Source organism: Paenibacillus planticolens (assembly GCF_013141725.1).
In the GTDB taxonomy this organism is placed as follows: Bacteria; Bacillota; Bacilli; order Paenibacillales; family NBRC-103111; genus Paenibacillus_E; species Paenibacillus_E planticolens.
In genome coordinates, this window is record NZ_WHNZ01000064.1 from 143,498 (window position 1) to 160,984 (window position 17,487).

8 protein-coding genes are annotated in these 17,487 nt (G+C 46.9%); all 8 read right to left on the reverse strand.

Annotation, left to right across the window (positions count from 1 at the left end):
• Positions 1-42 precede the first annotated feature (42 nt).
• Positions 43-4,140 (reverse strand): beta-N-acetylglucosaminidase domain-containing protein, encoded by a 4,098-nt coding sequence (locus GC097_RS27725; protein WP_171686528.1) that lies wholly within the window; start codon positions 4,138-4,140, stop codon positions 43-45.
• 16 nt (positions 4,141-4,156) lie between these two features.
• On the reverse strand, positions 4,157-9,715 hold the full coding sequence (locus GC097_RS27730) for an Ig-like domain-containing protein (protein WP_171686529.1): 5,559 nt from the start codon (positions 9,713-9,715) through the stop codon (positions 4,157-4,159).
• 172 nt (positions 9,716-9,887) lie between these two features.
• A complete protein-coding gene (locus tag GC097_RS27735; protein ID WP_246294501.1) occupies positions 9,888-11,552 on the reverse strand; it encodes a response regulator transcription factor in 1,665 nt (554 codons plus the stop codon).
• Positions 11,553-11,785: 233 nt separating this feature from the next.
• The gene (locus GC097_RS27740) at positions 11,786-13,183 is read right to left on the reverse strand and encodes a sulfatase family protein (RefSeq protein WP_171686531.1); all 1,398 of its coding nucleotides are present in this window, start codon (positions 13,181-13,183) and stop codon (positions 11,786-11,788) included.
• A 52-nt stretch (positions 13,184-13,235) separates the two neighbouring features.
• Positions 13,236-14,060 (reverse strand): carbohydrate ABC transporter permease, encoded by an 825-nt coding sequence (locus tag GC097_RS27745; protein ID WP_171686532.1) that lies wholly within the window; start codon positions 14,058-14,060, stop codon positions 13,236-13,238.
• Positions 14,057-14,959, reverse strand: coding sequence for a carbohydrate ABC transporter permease (locus GC097_RS27750; protein WP_216625916.1), 903 nt, complete (start codon positions 14,957-14,959; stop codon positions 14,057-14,059). Before GC097_RS27750 ends, GC097_RS27745 begins: the two co-directional genes overlap by 4 nt.
• A gap of 17 nt (positions 14,960-14,976) precedes the next feature.
• Positions 14,977-16,491, reverse strand: a complete 1,515-nt coding sequence (locus GC097_RS27755) for an ABC transporter substrate-binding protein (protein WP_171686534.1) — start codon at positions 16,489-16,491, stop codon at positions 14,977-14,979.
• A gap of 123 nt (positions 16,492-16,614) precedes the next feature.
• On the reverse strand, positions 16,615-17,466 hold the full coding sequence (locus tag GC097_RS27760; RefSeq protein ID WP_171686535.1) for an AraC family transcriptional regulator: 852 nt from the start codon (positions 17,464-17,466) through the stop codon (positions 16,615-16,617).
• Positions 17,467-17,487: the final 21 nt, after the last annotated feature.

Below are 17,487 nucleotides of genomic sequence, written 5' to 3' on the forward strand. Positions count from 1 at the left end.
GAAAGATACGCAATGTATCTCTCGCTGTATTGCCAATCCCATTTACTCAACAATTTTGCTGGCAATGAAAACAAGGTCTTCCAGACCGATTTTGCCATCGTTCGTTACGTCGGCTTGCTTCACCAGCTCCCAATCCGGGCTGCCCGAATCTTTGCCATAATTCGCCGCAACGAGGGCGAGATCGCCTATGCTCACTTTGCCGTCATGATTCACATCGCCAGGGATGCCTGGGTTAACGACCGGCGTCACGCTGATCTTCATGGAAGAAGCAGCCGCACCCAATTCCGTTCCCTGTCCATCAGCCAGTATCGCCTTGGCTACCGAGATCGTGCCTTCCGTCGCCTGTGACACTGCTTTCGCTCGGAATGTCAGCTCCAACAGCTGCAAATTGCCGGTAATCGCATGCGAAGTGCCTTGGCTGGCCACAAGCATGCGGATTTTGCCGAGCGTATCCTTCCCCGCCAACAAAAGGCTGATCCCTGACGGCAAGGACTTCGCAGACACGAATTCCATTACATTGGCGTCATAATCAAGCGTAATATCCTCCGCATACACAGCATGCGTAACGTTGTTCAGTCCGATTTGTACGTTGAACTCCTGGCCGCCAACGACGGAGCTTCCTGCCGTTAAAGTTGTTGCCGGGAAGAAGCCTCCCTCACGCTGAACCGGGATGATTTCATAGATTTGAGGCTTAACGTCGCCGTTCCACTGAATTCTCACTTCCAAGACATGCTCATAATTAGCCGTATTTATCGCGTTGTACGATTGGGATAGCGTACCCGCCTGATGCCAGCCGTTTCCATCCCTTACCGATACTTCAGCATTAGAAATACTCGTTGGATTTTGAAGAATAATCACTTGGCTTACCTCAGTAAACTTGGACAACTTGTAGTTTAAATAGCCAGGCTTCGCATCACCTTTTGGCGTGTAGAACGTAGATAATTTATGATCCGTTGTGTAAAAGGCTTCTTTCCCAGTGTCCCCCTGCGGGTTTACTTGAAACGCCGGAAGCTCGGTTCCGGGCTTATCCAGACCTTCATTGACGATGATTTCATTAAGCGCGAGCCAAGCTTCGTTATTGGCCGTTGAAATCAACCGGATATATCTGGCCGGCTTATTAGCGACTTGAACGCGCTTATATCGGTATGGAACCTCATGATCAGGGAAGTTCAGACTGCGATCTCCCGGATTATTGAAACTGTGGATCGTTTCCCACGTCGTCCCGTCTACAGATAGCTGAAGATCGCCTTTTCGGAAATAATCACCTTCACCGTCGCCAATCACCACAGCAGCATTCTGCACATTGACGACACCGCCCAGGTCAACCTGTACGAATTTACCTGTAGATTGTTTGCCGCCAAACCATACTTTTGCATCCAGATTGCCGTCATATATACCAGCAATCGTACCTTGATAAACACTCTCATAGTTATGGGTAACGACTGGAGCGCTAAATTTTTGCAGTTTAACCTGCAAATTCGTCAAATTTAATGTGAGTACTTTATCTGTTTTATTGATTAATCGGAAATATGCTGCATTCGGATATGGACCACCGACCGAGACCGGCTTCCATTCAACGCCATTTTCTGAAACCTCCAGTACCGCCTCAGCATTCGTGCTTTGCAATGCAATGTCTGCAATCTTTTCAATCGACAATAACTGAATCCCGACATACTGCGAAGGCTTCAAGCTCACATTGTTAAGATTGGAAATTTGCGCCATTACATCCGTGCTGTTTACACTCGTTTGCGCAAGCTCGCTCACATTCGAGTAGAGCTTTACTTTTCCATTTTTTGCATTGACCGTAAATTCTCGAACCGCCGTCCATAAATCAGGCTTGCCCCCGGGAATACCGGCATGCGTCAAGCGGTATCTGACGTATCTTGCTTTCAAATCAAGTTCGCTAACCGCAATATGAAAGCCGGATCGTTCGGCTCCGATCGGCGTCCAATTTTGCCCGTCTATGGAATACTCCAATATCCCTTTCTGGAAAATATCAAAATCAGTATCTGTTCGACCTTGTAAAATATCAACATCATTAACCTGGATCGGTTTCCCAAAATCAATGCCATACCAGTCGCCATTGACTTGAATCGTCTGGACGTACACATAAGTTGATTTATTGCCGTCGATCATTTGATCTAAGCCTGAGACCGCCCCGTAGGAACTCATTGCTGTAGGGATGGTAAAATCAGGATCGAGGGATGAATAGATGCGTGCATCCAGCTTTTGAAGCAATTCATTAGCAAATGGAACTAATCGCTTCGAACCTGCTTCCACCGTTACGTCCGGATAATTTAATTTCTTAATTTTGTAATTTTTGGACTCAGACATCGCATTCGCCGCTTTGGCCAACTCTTCCCACGCTAAACGCATATCGCCGCTTTGCAGCGCCATCGCTGACTTTGTTGCGGACTTAGCAGATTCCACAACACCCTTCAAGCAATTGAGCCAGGGATCAATTTCTGTCAGCATTTTTGCATTTCCGCTTTTTGCTCTGAATGAAGTGATCGCATTCAATACTCGATCGAACTCTGCAATTAATTGATTTCCGGCTTCCGTCGTTGCTTCCCCTTTGTTAAATTTACTCAAAAATAGTTCAAGCTGTGCCTTGATATTTTCGGACTCCCCTACTTGAAGCCCATGTCCGCTTGGTGACGGGTCACTCATATGATAAGCGATCGTATTGAGCTCAGCTGCAGCCTCTGGCGCAACATACTTAAATGAATCCAACCAACTCTTACTATCATTAAAGTCGTCGCTGTTCCATGTAAAATCGGCTACGGCAAACAAGGCAATTTTAGATAACTCCGCACTCCCCATGGGATTAGAAACGACACCGGAAATATTATGCGTTCCAGCCTTCAGTACTTCACCTTTGCCCAACAGAAGTCTGGCATCCTTGTAATCGTTAACCGGCCAATTTAACCATACGTACGGGTCTCTGCCTGTAGCATTTTTCGGCCACTGCATATCGGTCGTGTTTACGGTTCCGACAACGCCGCTTCCTGTCCACATGATTTCGACATTTGCCGGAACATTTTTTAAGGCTTGCAGATAAGGCTTGCCGCTTTCTCCCGTCCAGGCCTGATTGTAATATGGCGGGCAAAAAATCAATGATTTAACGTCCCCTTTAGCTGCTGCCCAGTTCGCGACATCGGTGACCAGCTTCACGTGTTTATCTTTATCCGTCAAAGATTGCGCTGTGGAGATATCATCCAGAAATAAACCGAATTGACGAACGCCTATGCTATACAGCTGATCCAACTTGGCTAACAAGGTTGCCAGCTCAGCGTCATAAGTATTCCAATTAATCATGCTAAAGCCGGGATGAATCGCCCATACGAATTGGGTTTTGGATTCTCGTCCGACATCGACGAGTTCTTTGACTTTCGCCAGTTCATCTGCCGGGTACAGCGTTCTCCAAGCCGAATTATGGTACTGGTCATTTTTAGGCGCAAAAATATAAGAATTCATTTTGAATTGCCCACCAAAACGCATTAGGCTTTTGCGGTCTTCATGCGACCAGGGGAATCCGTAAAAGCCCTCAATGAAGCCTCTCCATTTGGCATCGGAATAGTCTTCGTATTTGACTGATTTCAGATCTTTGCCCGGAATTTGATCGAAAATCAATTTCAATGTCGCAAGCCCGTAATATACCGCATCCGTATTAGCTCCCAGTATCGCGATGCTGCCTTTCGTCTCCAGTTGTTTGTCAATGTCTAACACATAGGCGTCATTTTTGGTGAAAATCGTTGCATCGTTGGGAATATGAGCACCGAAGTAGGTGTCTACATATCCGCCGGAGCTCCTTGTCCCTATGAGAACGTTGGTTTTATCGGATACGACAGCCGCAGATTTCGTCGCCTTCAAAGATTTGGAGGCTAGTACTTGATTCAAAAAATTTTGCGTGGCTGCATCCACGGTAGGTTCAATAACGACGTTGACTTCATCCGTGATTGTAAAATTCGTCCCTGCATAGGTCGCCTTCTGCGGCAATGGGTAAATCTCGTAAGTACCGCTTTCGGCAGATGCTTCCAAGACGGTTCCACTCGGAACTGCCTCGGCGCTAACCATGCCTGACACAAGACTGGATAACATAAAGATTGCTAGAAAAATGCTAATCAGCTTTCTCGACATCTCGTTATTCCTCCTGTTACTCCATAAGTTTCCTAGCTAGCCATGCAAGATCTTCGATGTCGATTACTCCGTCAGCGACAACGTCCGCTGCTTTAATCGTCTGCCAATCCGGACTGTTGGAATCTTTCCCGTAATGCGCAGCGATCATAGCGAGATCGCCGATGCTTACTTTACCGTCACCGTTGATGTCTCCCGGTACGCCAGGGACGACTCCTGTGAAACGTATGTCTAAGGATGAGGAAGCAGCTTGCGTTTCGGTTCCCTTTTCGTCTGCCAGCGTGGCATTGATGACAGCAATAGATCCTGCTGCATCTTGGATAAGCGGTTTCGCTCTAAATGTCAGCTCAGCTACTTGGGCAGTTCCTGTAACCGCATGACCGGGACCTTCGCTTGCTATAATCAGACGAATCTTGCCTACCGGCTCCTTCACGATTCGAACGATTTGCATCTGATCCACGAGCGGTCTTGCCGATACGAATTCCATGACATTCGCATCATAATTCAGCGTGATGTCCTGTGCGTACACATACTGCGTCACGCTGCTCAGCCCGAATCGAACGGCAAAATCAGTTCCTGCCGGAACGGCTGCAGCACCGGCTAATGTGGTTGACTGCTGTACCTGCTGGGCAACATTATAGGTAATCGTGTATACGAGGGTCATCTTGCCGTCCTCGGATTTCGCAATCACCTTAGCCGTGCCCGGAGCCGTAACCGCCGGTACTACTGTAACGCTCGTATTGCCTTCCCCAATGCCGGTGATTTGCGGAATGCTGGCTGCGCTAGCTACATTCACACTGTACGCATAGCTGTCCCCTGTTTGAACAAAGTCGCGAAGGATGCTTTTTCCGTCAAGCATGATGTCTTTGACCTTCGCTTCGCTGTTTGCCTTCGGCTGCTTGTCGAATATTTTCAGCTCCGTAATCGCTAAGCTCTTACCTGGCTTCGCGACCATATTCAGTCTTAACGAATTCGTCTTCACGCTGTCGAACGTATAGAAGTTGGCCTGCCTTAAAGCTGGTGCTGCCGGAACACTCTTTAAGCCTGTTACATCCACCCACGTATCGCCAGACTTATACTGGATCTTGAAGGAAGCAGGGAACGATGTGCCGCTGTCCTCAAACCAATGCACTTCCATATTGTCTACATCGTATTCCTGCGGCGCATAATCTCCGAACGTGATGGACACCCAATCGCCCTGACGCGGTGTGCTCTGCCAATTCGTCCAACGATTTTGCGGCGTTGCCTCGTAAGAAATAACATCATCATTGATCGACTCGATGAAATCATTGGAAGTCGGGCCTCTATTCGTGAACGAGGCTTCAGCCTTCGGATAATCGTAGCCGTTTTTGGATCTGCTTATATTTAGCTCGGAGCCTATTTCATCGGTTACTCGGATATGCGCTTTTGCTTTGAAGCCCGTACCAGCAATCGTACCTTCGATGTCAAATTCCCCAACACTTGCTGTACTTCCGGCTGGAATGTCCCCCCAAGCGGCAGCTTTCTGCTCCTCAGTTCCGTCACTGTAAAATACCTTCACTGTCTTCGGCAAACTGGGCATCCGGTTCTTCAATACGACCAGCGTAATATTTTCTGCTGCTAGAGCGCCTTTAACAATCACTTTCGCCATCGCTTTGAGCGTTGTTCCCTGTACAGTACCTAAGACAGTAAACTCGCCTAATTTATTGTATAGGGCAGGATCGATCGCATCCCATGTGACATTCACATCAGCTGGAATACCTTCATTAAAATTAGCTGTTACCGTTAGAGGCAGAACAGGAGCGTAGCCCTTGTCTACAACGATATTCACAGGATTTAAGCTGATCATTTGCTTCTCGGTTGACATATGAATCGTATATATCGCGTCTGCCAAGCCATTTTCCGATGTGACATAAATTTTGGCTGTGCCTGGCAATTGGTAGGCCGGCAAGATCATAACGGATGCATGGTCCACTGCCGTTGCCGTCAACTCAGGCACCTTGCTGCCATACGGCAAGCTGAGCTCATAGCTTTGTTGATCCGGGCTGAAAGTGCTCAATAATTGGCCATTCACCGCAATCCCGCTAAGTTTAGCGGTTGAACCCATGACCAGCTTATCCGCATTGACCTCGACCTCTGTCAAGGCAATAAACTTGTTCGTTTGCGATGCAATCATGTGAAATTTCAGCTTATTTGTCCTTACTGCGTCAAAGGTGATCGTGTTTTGCCCAACGACATACGGTGTCGGACTCACTTGATGGTCTACATTCACCCATGCTGAGCCGTTCCAATACTGCACCACCACGCTTTGCGGCACTACCGTATCTCTATCCGTAAACACGAACAGATTGAGATTATTAATGGCGTACGACTCGCCAAAACCTACCGTTATGGAGTCGCCATCATTACGTGGGGTGCGTGTCCAATTCGTCCATCGGTTGACAGGCGTATCGTTATAGCTTTTAATTCCGTCATTAATATGGCTTAATTTATCATCCGGATTCGTAAAAGATGCCTCCAGCAGCGGATAAGAAGAACCCGCCTGAGATCGCATAATGTTAACGGAATTGCTCTCGCCAGTGACCCTGATCGATGCTTCAGCCTGTAGATCAAGTCCAGCTATGCTGCCCTTTATGACAAAGGTTCCCTCCTTAGCGATAAGATCTGCCGGTATAGCGTTCCAGATAACCGCCTTTTCCTTCGTCGTTTCATCGCTGTAAAGTACCGTAACCTTCGATGGCAAAGCCGGACTAACGCCGACTTTGGTTGCAGTTGAATACGGCTTAACCGCTGCAGCGCCTTTCACTGTTACCTTGGCTTTTGCCTTTTCGGTTATCCCCTCTACCGTACCCTCGACATCAAATGAGCCGACTTTCGCATACAAGGCAGGATTCACTTGCGCCCAAGTCACAGGCTTCGTGGCAACGGACGAATCGCTGTACAATACATTCACAGCAGCAGGCAGTACGGGCGCCTCGTTAACCTCAACGCTTACATGGATGAGTTCGAACCCGGCCACCGTTTTCGTATCGCGGTCAGCGGCCGGTACGGTAATGACCCTAACGGAACTGCCGGTTAGTCCTGCAGCCGTTGCGTTCAGAACGATCTCGCCCGCTTGCTTATCGGACTGCAGGATCGCCAACGCTTTGCCGCTAAACGCCTTCCGTTTGTTATCCTTGTAGCGCTCAACGCTTGCCGCATTTCCGTTGTCAACACCCGCCAGGTTACCGCTGCCCGAGAGGCTGAATTGAATCAGATTGTCGGCTGTAGGCACAATTCTACCGGCGCTGTCTACGATATCAGCTGTTATAAAAGATAAATCCGTGCCATCTGCTGTAATCACCTGCTTGTCGGCGGTCAATCTGACCGCTGCAGGCTCACCTGCGGTTGTCACCTGATCTCTGCCGATAATTGTTCCACTCGCATCCTTGGCCACTGCTTCTAAGGTGCCCGCTTCATAAGGAACCGACCACTCCAGATAGGTCTTTCCAGCCGAAGTTTCCTTATATGCAGCCCCCCAAGAAGTTGTCTTGGATTCATAGCTGCGCTCGCCTAATGATCTGCCGTTTAACAGCAGTTCTACCTTCTGAGCGTTCGTATATGCCAATACCCGGACAGTATCTCCCGTTTTCCAGTTCCAATGAGGCAGCAAGTGTACCATCGGTTTATCGCTCCATTGGCTCTGATAATAATAGAAAATATCTTTCGGGAATCCGGCCGTATCGACTGCACCGAAGTAAGAACTTTTTGCCGGAAAGGAATTATAATAAGGAGTTGGCTCGCCAATATAGTCAAAACCAGTCCATATAAATTGTCCCGCGACATGTTTCAAATCACGGTCTCTCTTCCACGCATCCTCGGCCGTTCTGCCCCAGCCTACATAATCATTATCATACGAGGATTGCTGCATATCCGCATACGTCGTGCTCTGATTAGATTGATTCGGGTGCGTATACACCCCGCGCGAACGCGTTGCCGATGAGGTTTCGGCGCCATAAATGATCCAGTTTGGATTTTGCTGGTGGTAACCGGCATAATTATTTTCGGAATAGTTAAGACCTACAATATCTACGGCATCGAATATCGCTTTAATATTCGCGTTTAGAGCCGTTACATTGACCTTATCGCCTCTTGTTTTATCCTCGCCAATGGTGGTTGGCCGCGTTGTGTCGATCTCTTTCACCCATTTAACCAGATTACGGGCCGTTGTAACTCCGCTGGCACTAGTTGTATCATAAATTTCGTTGCCCAGAGACCACATGATGATGGAAGGCTCATTTTTGTGGTTATCAACCATCTCCTTCACGTCATGCTCCCCCCAAGTGGAAAAGAACCTGCCGTAATCATACGTTTTCTTCGATTGATTCCACGCGTCAAAAGCTTCCTCCACAACCAATAGACCTAAGTTGTTACAAGCTTCTATAAGCTCCGGGGAGGCTGGATTGTGCGTAACCCTTATGGCGTTTACACCCATATCCTTCATAATTTGCATCTGGCGCTCTACGGCGCGATAGTTCGTAGCTGCACCCAACGCACCCAAATCATGATGCATTGATACCCCATGCAGTTTCATATACTGCCCATTTAACGAGAAGCCGTCATTCGGATCAAATGTAAAATACCGAAGCCCGAAGCGTGTTTCATACGTATCCACGACTTGGCCGCCAACCGTTACTTCTGTAACAAGCTTATACCTGTAAGCATTATCGACACTCCACAGCTTAGGATTCATGATCTCAGTATGATCAGCAAAATTAGCAACCACGCCGGCTTGAACGGTTTGCTCCGGCGATTCGACAGACGCTACAGCTGTCCCGGCGCTGTCCACAATCGTTGATTTAACCTTTATTTGCGCTGCTGAGCTTGACTCATTTTTCACCTTTGTGCCAAGGTTGACACCGGCTTTGTTAGCTTTGTAATCGTTTTCCAAATCAGGTGTCGTTACGAAAGTGCCGTATCTCTCCACGTGGATGGGATTCGTTACAGAGAGGTATACGTTTCTGTATATCCCACTGCCCGAATACCAACGACTGCTAGGCTGAATGTTGTTCACTTTCACCACGAGCACGTTTTCCCTGCCGTCCGTATAGACCTTTCCGGTCACGTCATACGTAAAGGCATTATAGCCGTATGGATAGGTGCCCAGCAGCTGCCCGTTCAGATATGCCGTACTGTTCATGTATACACCGTCAAAGTCGACAGAAAGTCGTTTGTTTTCCATCGTGGAGGGCAATGTAAACGTTTTGCGATACCATCCAGTACCGCCATCCAAAAAGCCCCCCTCATGCGTAGCAGGAGACTGTGCATTGAAATCCAGCTCCACACTCCAGTCGTGAGGCAAGCTCAGCTGCCTCCAGGCTGAATCGTCATAGCCGGGCAGCTGCGCCCCGGTAAGGCCCCCGCTCGTTTCTCTTTGGAAACGCCAATTTTCATTGAAATTGAGTCTCCTTTCTCCGTTGTAACTAACGGCTTTGCCCGTTGCCGCAAGACTTGCATCTGAAGTTACCGCCTGCTGCGCCTGCGCCATGGGTGGGGGAAGTACATTACTGGAAAGCAAAACGCCAATCAAACAAAATGCTGCAATCATTCGCCTCTTCACTTGACATCCTCCTTCATTTTCTCCTTTTAAAAAGACTAGATGCACAATGTCATGAACCACATCATGCCTCTAGCCTTGTCGCTGCTCTCGCTTGCTTAGTTACAAAATGTATCATACCCTATACACGGAACCCTGCATTAAGAATAAACATAATGAAAGCGTTTAAGAATGATCATTTTAGAAGTAAATTGATATTATTTATACTATTTTCTCGAAATTTTCCTCTATAGGCCCTAGGACTGTATCCTGTCGCCTTCTTAAACACACGGCTGAAATGTTCAGGATTCAAATAACCAACCTGTTCGCATATCTCACTAATCTTCATGTTCATTCGCAATAAGCGCTTCGACTCCTCCATGCGATGGTTTGTTACATATTGAACGAACGTACACCCAACTTCTTTGGCGAATTGCTTGCTTAAATAGCTTTCGCTGACACCGACCATGTCACAAATGAATGACAAGTTTATGTTTTCGCGATAATGGGAATCCACCAAATGTTTTGCCTTCAAAACGGGGAGACTATTGGGCTCATCTCGCATATTGCGGCTTTCGTGAGTGGCGCTGTAGATACTGTGGCATATTTGCCTAAGCCAAATGAGCGTATCCTCCAATGTCTGAGAATTTTCGATTGCCTCAAAAGGATAGCTAGTCTTGCCATCCAATTCATCCCAACGCAGCCCTTTTTGATATAAAAACGCTCCGATTCCCCAAATGAAATCAGCCAGCACCTCTTTAGTTACAAGGGGATCCGTTCCTTTGTTTCTCACGATGGTCTTCATGATTTGTTCCAGCTTGTGTTCCCAGGCCAACTTGTCTTCCAGTGAAAAAAAGCGGATAAAGTCAACAATCATCCTCTTGATCTCTTCTTTCTTTGCCGTATGCTTGCTGCTATCCTGTTCGACATGCGCATGTTCGGGATAAAATATGCGGCCGAATCCTTCAAAATAAATCTTCGCCGCCAACTGCTTGGCTTGATCGTACAATCGGCGCCAGTCTTTCCTGCTGTTAGCCGTGTCGCTAACTCCAATGGATACTTTCATATTCATATATTGTTCAATACGGGTTTTCATGAGCTGAAAGGCGAACTGGATTTTATGGCGGCTTGCCGACCAGCTCCTTTCTTCGGGAAGCGTTAAAAACAACACGTAATTATCAGCATCCTGTCTGTCATACAGAAACGGAATCGACATGGAATGAAGGACAGTCTGAATCGTTTGGGCAACGAAACTCCCCTTCTTGGCATCGCTCATCCATGGCTCCGGTTGCCTCTTTATACACAGCACTGCGGCTACCTGATTAACTTCTCCGATACTTTCACAGATTTGGGCTGTTAGTTGATCGTACTCAAACTTCTCAACCTCAGGGTTAATAGGAATAAGCTTGCTAATGTATTGTTCTGTATTCGTCCTGCCCCATTCATTCGTTTCTACGCGACTAATCCTTTGCGTCGTTTTAAGTTGATTAAGCGTTTGGATCGCTTTCGTAACGACACGTATGAGATGCTCCTCGTCTAATTCCGTTTTCACGATATAATCGAGCGCTCCCAATAAGAAGGTATGTCTCACGATTTCATAATCGCTATATGCGCTTAAAATAATCCAGACTGGTGGCTTGCATATTTCACTGGCGTTGCATTCACGCAGGAGATCAATTCCGCTCATTTTTGGCATTTTGATGTCAGTAATCACCATATCAATGTCACCATGCCCTCGCAAAAATGAGATCGCTTCCGCCCCATCATTGGCTTCGCATACGATTTGAATATTGAAGTCATGCCAAGGAATCATTTGGTGCAAGGCAAGTCTGACCAGCGGCTCGTCATCCACAATCATCATCTTAAACACGGTATGCCGTCTCCTTTTGTCCAAGAATGCCGACCTCTTGCCTAACCGCCTCTAGCTTAAGTTACAGCTATCATGCGCATCATACACAATATCATCCATTTATCAAATCCCTCTCACTTTACATCTATAGCTCTATTTTGACATGTTAGCTTAAAATCCCAATGAAATTAGCGGATACCTTAAGTACAGTATCCGCCAGCTTCACCCGCTATTTCGTTTTTCGTTTATTTCACAGCATCCATCATGTGCTTATATTCCTTCGCGTGGTAAGGTCCGCCTTCTTTCATAACGGTCCACAATGGATCTGTGTCCTCTTTCATGGACAACATCATGTCATCGTGCCATTCATTAAGCAAATATACAGCTTTCATGTGGATATCGCTTCTTTCTTCAACGAGATTGTACTGTTCGTAAGGATCATTTTCCAAATCAAACAGCATGTCTTTGGGAAATCCATGATAACCGTCATGATAGGTTCGAATATACAGCCAATTCTCAAATCTGACGCTTCGCTGGCAGACATGTGCGCATTGGGATACAACCAAGTAAGGTCTGCCTGTATCTGTACCCTTCGTAATGCTTTCCGCATAGCTCAAACCGTCCCAAGACTCCGGCTTCGGCGCACCAAGCAAGCTTGCGAGTGTAGGGGCGAGATCCAGCTGATAATGGAGCCCCTCGTCTACACTTCCTTTAAGACCGCCAGGCCAGCGGATAATCATCGGAATTCGGCAGGTCCCCTGATCCGCTGTCCCGTGCTCGGAGTAAATACCTAATTCCCCCATATTCTCCCCATGATCCGCGCTAACAACAATCGCTGTATCCGCTAACACGCCGAGCTTGTCGAGCCTTTGAATCACTTGCCCGATATGCTCGTCCATATAACGAATGGCGCAATCGTAATTGTCGATGATCGTCCTTAAATCGTTATGCTGCTCAATCGTTTGGCTATGCCTTGGATGTCTGTAATAATGCGACTTGGCAAGCTTATTCATATCTTCAATGCTGTGCTGCCCCTTTTTGAGCTTGTGCTGCAGGAATACATCTTCCGTGATCCATGCCGGCATAGGTTCGTTAATAAATGGATTGCCTATGTGCTCCGGCGTTCTATAAGGCGTATGCGGATCCCAGAAATTAAGATGCAAGAACCAATCTTCTGATTTCGCATTATCTTCCAGCCATTTGAGTGCAACAGGCAATACTTGTTCTGCAGATTCGCCGCCCCTGCCTCCAACATTGAGAACTTCATTAAATCCCGCGTTAAAGGTCCATACGGAATGTCTTTCTGAGAAGGTGCTGATCGAAGCCGTCTTCATGCCCATTTTACGCAACACGCCGGGAAGGCTTTCCGTCGCCAGCCGGTCGCTGAAACCGCGCTCCATTCCTTCGCGCCTCATATCCGCAGCCGTTCCCCCATGTCCGACGACGCCGGTATGGATCCCGAATTTGCCCGACATTAATGCCGATCTGGAGGGCATGCATGGGGCGTCCGAGCAATAGTAGTTGGTAAACCGAATGCTCTCTTCGGCAATCTGGTCGATATTAGGCGAAGTCGCACGATGGTAACCATAGCAGCCCAAATGATCAGGACGCAAAGAATCTAAATCCAAATAAAGAATTCTCATAGGTCATGTAACCTGCCTTTGATGTATTTTGTTGTTTGTGCATCTTCTGTAGTTAGCCCTTAACGGCCCCGGCAATCCCATCTACAAAGTAGCGCTGCAGGAACAGGAAAATAACAATGATCGGAACGATAGCGATCGTGCCTCCGGCGGCAATCCCCGTCCAATCCACCACATTCTCACCCCGAAGTGCGTATAGGCCAACGGCAAGAGGCCGCAGATTGGGCGAACTGAGTGTTAAAATTAACGGAATCATAAAAGAGTTCCAAGACCAAATGAACTGCATGATCGTCACACTGCCAACGATTGGCTTCGATAACGGCAGCATAATGGTGAAAAAGGTGCGGAAAAATCCACAGCCGTCCATAATGGAGGCTTCCTCAAGCTCTTTAGGAATCTGGCCGAAGAAGGTAGCAAAGAGCAGGATAAAGATGATGTGCGCTCCTCCCGCTTCAGCAAGAATGACCCCAAGTAAATTGTTCATCAGCCCCAATTGTTTGATCAAATCATAGATCGGAATAATCGCAAATTCCATCGGGACAATCATACTGGCGACCAGAACCGCCAAAACCGGCTTCTTCCCTTTAAAAGCATATCGGCCTAGTACATATCCGCAGGTTGACGTTGCCAAAAGTACGATGAGAATGGTACTGACAGAAATAACGACACTATTCAAAAAATAGCGTTCAAAATTCGCTTCATTCCATGCTCTGACTAGATTCCCCATTTGGAAGCTGTTCGGGATCAACCGGAGGCCATTTGCGAAAAATTCGCTCTGTGTCTTGAAGGAAGCCGAGACCATCCATAGAAACGGATAAATCCAAATGAGGCAAAAGGCGGTCATGACGACGTGGAACAATGATAATCTTAGGATTTTCATGATTTTGCACGACCTTTGATTCGTTTACTCAGCACGGATTGAATCACCGCGAGAGCACTGATGGTTACGGCAAAGAAGAGACCTGCAGCCGATGCATACCCAAGTTGCGGAAGCCCCATTTCACTGGAAAAGGCATATCGGTAAATATAGGTGGACACAACGTCCGTTGCGAAGAAAGGCCCTCCATTGGTCATCGTTTTGATCAAATCGAACACTTTCAGGGAATTGACGACATTGAGCAGCAAAATGACGGCTCCTATCGGCAGAAGCAGAGGTACGGTTATATGAAAAAATAATTTACTCCCTCTTGCTCCATCCACTTCCGCAGCTTCATACAGATCCTTGGGTATCCCCTGCAGTCCGGCAAGCCAATAAATCATGTTAATCCCGAGATTTTTCCATACTGAAATGAGAATCACGGTAAACATGGACCATTTGGCATCTCCGAGCCAATTAATCGGCGTGTCGAGCCAGCCTATTTTCAATAACGCATCATTAACAGCTCCGTCGCTGCCCCATATGAAAACCATGATAATACCGACAATCGATGTGGTTGTAACAACCGGCAGAAAGATTAAGGTCCGGTAGATACCGGCCCCCTTTATTCTGGGACGATTCAGAACAACGGCAAGTATTAAAGGTATGAACAGATTAAGAGGCACGACGCCGAACATAAAGGTAAAGCTATTTTTAAAGGCATTCCAAAAGTAAGCGTCCTTCGCCACTTGAACGAAGTTATGAAGTCCGACATAGGTTGCATCGGAGGTTAGCCCCGACCAATCCAAGGTGGCATAGTACAAGCTGGCTGCTATCGGCCATCCTTGAAACAATACGAAAAGCAGTAACGTCGGAGCCAGGAATAACCAACACCACAATTCAATTTTCCATTTGGTTTTCACGATGCGTGAACTCCCCATTATTTGATCGATTTGTAATCTTGTTCTAAGTAATCTTTATCGGAGCTCCAATTGGAGAACGTGAAATCATTTTTGTCTACCTTAGCGCCTTCCGACTTCGCCTTCGCAATAGCCGTATCTAACGCTTTATTAACGAGATCGGAGTACTGCTTCAACGGAGCGGTCGGATCTTTAATCGCCCCGGCTACGACGCCTTGCAGGATATCACCAACACCAGGTTGAACATCCTTATAGTTCCCATACACACTTGTGAGCTCAGGGTTTCTAATCTGAGGATTCGGAATTAATCGGGAAGATTTCTGAACGATGTCATAGTATTGCTTAAATTGCGGAATTTCGGAGGCAGTTTCATTGACATCCTTTAAGATAGAGAAACGGTCTCCCGCTTTAACCAATACGGACTGGTACTCTTTACTGAAGTATTCCTTTAAATAAAGCGCGGCTTCTTTCGGATGCTTCGATGTCTTCGATATCCCGATCCAAGGACCTATGGTCGACTTAGGCAGAAATCCCTTTTGTCCATCGTCCGGCACTGGAGGCATCATCACACCGAAATCCAAATTAGGGTTATCCCGCTTCCACACGCCAATGGACCATTCCCCCTGCAAGATGAAACCGGCCTGACCTTCCCCAAATAGAGCGCGAGCTTCAGGTGCGGAAATGCTCATCGTCTTCGGATGGAAACTTCCGTCATCTTTCATGCCCTTGAACAAGTTCATCACATCGACAACGGCTTTGCTGTCATAATTCGCGTCATGCGTGACCAAACTGATCGGCGATTGTTGGTTTAACCCGCTGCCGCCCAGTGCGGACCAGTCCATAGCCGCCAACTTCCAGCGGCCGATTTGCTTGCCGCCCTCAATGATGCCGTACGCCTTGCCTTTGCCCGCTTCCGTAATTTTCTTTGCTGCCTCGCGGAATTCCGAATATGTTTTTGGCGGGTTGTCAGGGTTTAGTCCCGCATCTCTAAACAACTGCTTATTGTAATAGACAAGCGTACTCGGAACACTCGAAAGCGCGGGAATGGAATAAAGCTTGCCATTTAACACGGTCGAACCTTCCACGAACACACCGTCAATGAATCGGCTCTTGAAGGCATCATCGAGGTAATCGTCTAAAGGGAGATACCATTCTCCTTTAACCGCCATACTGAGCGACATATTGCCGGGAATAGGGAATAAATCCGGTGCATCTCCCGATTTAATCGCTGTTGTGATCGTATTTTGGAATTGATCAACGCTCATTAGCGTATATTCGATTTTGATATTTGGATATTTAGCCTCAAAATCTTTCATAAACTTCTCGCGATAGGGCTTCTCGCTATCTGCCCAGTCCATCACACGCAGGGTAACTTTCTCCCCCGTTGGCGCTGCTTCGGCTTTATTGCCGGAAGTTCCCGCTGCAGGAGTTCCGGTACTGGCTGTATTCGCAGGAGAGGCAGAGCAAGCGGTAATGATTTGTACAATTAGTGCAGATCCGATTAAAAACGCAGCATATTTCCGTTTTTGTACCATTGGCATTTCCCCCTTTAATATGACACCTGACACATATTCGCAGCTAACCTTATTTAGTGAGCCTTACAGCTAATTGTATGCGCTGTCAATTCCTCCTCGCCCTAATATATTTATTATGTTATCCTACAAACTGTCCTCAGACCATGTAGGCACGATTGCATTTTTTGTACTTTTGATACTTTTCCGAAAATTACTTGGGGACATGCGAAAAGCTTTCTGAAAAACGCGATTGAAATGCGACGCATCATAGAAGCCGCATTTTTGAGAAATTTGCTCAATGGTGTTTGCCGGGTCTTCCAGCATTCTTTTTGCTTGTAAAACTCTCATTTTTTGCAGCATCTGCATCGGGGTAAGATCGTATACCTTTTTAAAAGCCCGGCTAAAATAAACAGGATTCATATGGTAAATGTCCGCCAATTCCTCCCGCGTAATATTTCGCTCCAAACCCTTTTCGATATAATGAAGCGCATAATTGAACCTGTTGATTTCAAACGTATCTCTCGACGTACGCTTTTCTCCGATTTTGGAGCTTTCTACAATCTCATGAAGCAGGAAAAGAGCAAGAATACCCGCCTGCGCGGACCTATGCACATTGTTATTCTGCTGCCACATGTCTTTCAGTTCGTCGAACTTCTTTTCATACAAAGCGGTATCTCTGATCGTAATAACCTTATTCAAGGGAAACATTTGAAAAAAATCTTCTCCCTCCCTGACAGTCAATTCAATACTAAAGAGAAAGTGAACGCCTTCCATCTGCGATATCACATTAAAAGGCGTATCAGGGCGATGAATCATGACATCTCCGGTTCTGGCGATATACTCCTTACCGTCATCCGTCGTGATCACCTCTCCTTGTTTGATGTAGGACACCGTCAGATAGGGTTGGGTGAAATCAAACATGAATCGGGAGTAGTACTGTATTTTTTTCACATCAAACAACGTTATGGCAAATAGATCCTTCACTTGTGTGAACAAAACGGGTCACTCCTTGTTAAG

Coding starts and splice junctions, on each gene's coding strand:
- GC097_RS27725 (WP_171686528.1), bottom strand. CDS start 4,140: ATGTCGAGAAAGCTGATTAGCATTTTTCTAGCAATCTTTATGTTATCC.
- GC097_RS27735 (WP_246294501.1), bottom strand. CDS start 11,552: ATGATGATTGTGGATGACGAGCCGCTGGTCAGACTTGCCTTGCACCAA.
- GC097_RS27740 (WP_171686531.1), bottom strand. CDS start 13,183: ATGAGAATTCTTTATTTGGATTTAGATTCTTTGCGTCCTGATCATTTG.
- GC097_RS27745 (WP_171686532.1), bottom strand. CDS start 14,060: ATGAAAATCCTAAGATTATCATTGTTCCACGTCGTCATGACCGCCTTT.
- GC097_RS27755 (WP_171686534.1), bottom strand. CDS start 16,491: ATGGTACAAAAACGGAAATATGCTGCGTTTTTAATCGGATCTGCACTA.